Annotated in this window: 2 protein-coding genes; both read right to left on the minus strand. The window is 65.9% G+C overall.

Features of this window, described 5'->3' with window-relative positions:
• A partial coding sequence (ccsA, locus tag MOV75_RS40120) for a cytochrome c biogenesis protein CcsA (RefSeq protein WP_247008381.1) occupies positions 1 to 448 on the minus strand: 448 nt, incomplete at its 3' end.
• Positions 449 to 553: 105 nt separating this feature from the next.
• Positions 554 to 829 (minus strand): heme exporter protein CcmB (locus MOV75_RS40125; protein WP_247008383.1); only part of this gene is annotated, 276 nt, incomplete at its 5' end.

Here is an 829-nt window from a genome sequence, read left to right on the forward strand (position 1 = left end):
AGGGATCGTCGACCGCGCGCCACAGCGCCATCAGGCCGAGATACATCAGGAACAGGATCAGCACGGAGGTGAGCCGCGCATCCCATTCCCAATAGGTGCCCCACATCGGCCGGCCCCACAGCGAGCCGGTGAGCAGCGCGAGGAAAGTGAAGGCGGCGCCGATCGGCGCTGCGGCTTTCGCGGCGACGTCGGCCAGCGGATGACGCCACACCAGCGTGCCCAGCGAGGCGATGCTCATCACGCCCCAGACGAACATCGACAGCCAGGCATTTGGCACGTGGATGAACATGATTTTGACGGTCGCGCCCTGCTGATAGTCGTCCGGCGCGTTTGCGGATTGGTAGAGGCCGATCGCGAGCAGGATGATTGTCGCGGCCGCGAGCCACGGCAACACCCGCGCTGTCAGCGCGAGGAACCGGGTCGGGTTGGCGAGGTCGATCAGTGACATAGTACCCTGATAATCATCGGCGGCTGCTCAGGCAATCAGCACGAAAGCGAGGGACGAAAGTTGATCGGGGTCAAGGTCAGTCGAGCCCACTCAATCAAGCCCATCTCAGTCAAGTCCATGCCGGAGGCTCGCTGCGGCTGCGAAGGGGCCGACCACGAGGCTGACCAGGGACAGCGCGCACAGGATCGAGAACGGCGCGCCGAACGTCATGGGACCGACGATCACGGCCTGTGACGCGGCCACGCCGAAAATCAGGACCGGAATGGACAGCGGCAGCACCAGCACCGCCATCAGCAGCCCGCCGCGGTGCAGCGTCACCGCCAGCGCCGCGCCGATCATGCCGGTGAAGGTCAGGGCCGGGGTGCCCGCCAGCAGCGTCAG

The sequence above is a fragment of the Bradyrhizobium sp. PRIMUS42 genome (assembly GCF_023006515.1).
Lineage (GTDB): Bacteria > Pseudomonadota > Alphaproteobacteria > Rhizobiales > Xanthobacteraceae > Bradyrhizobium.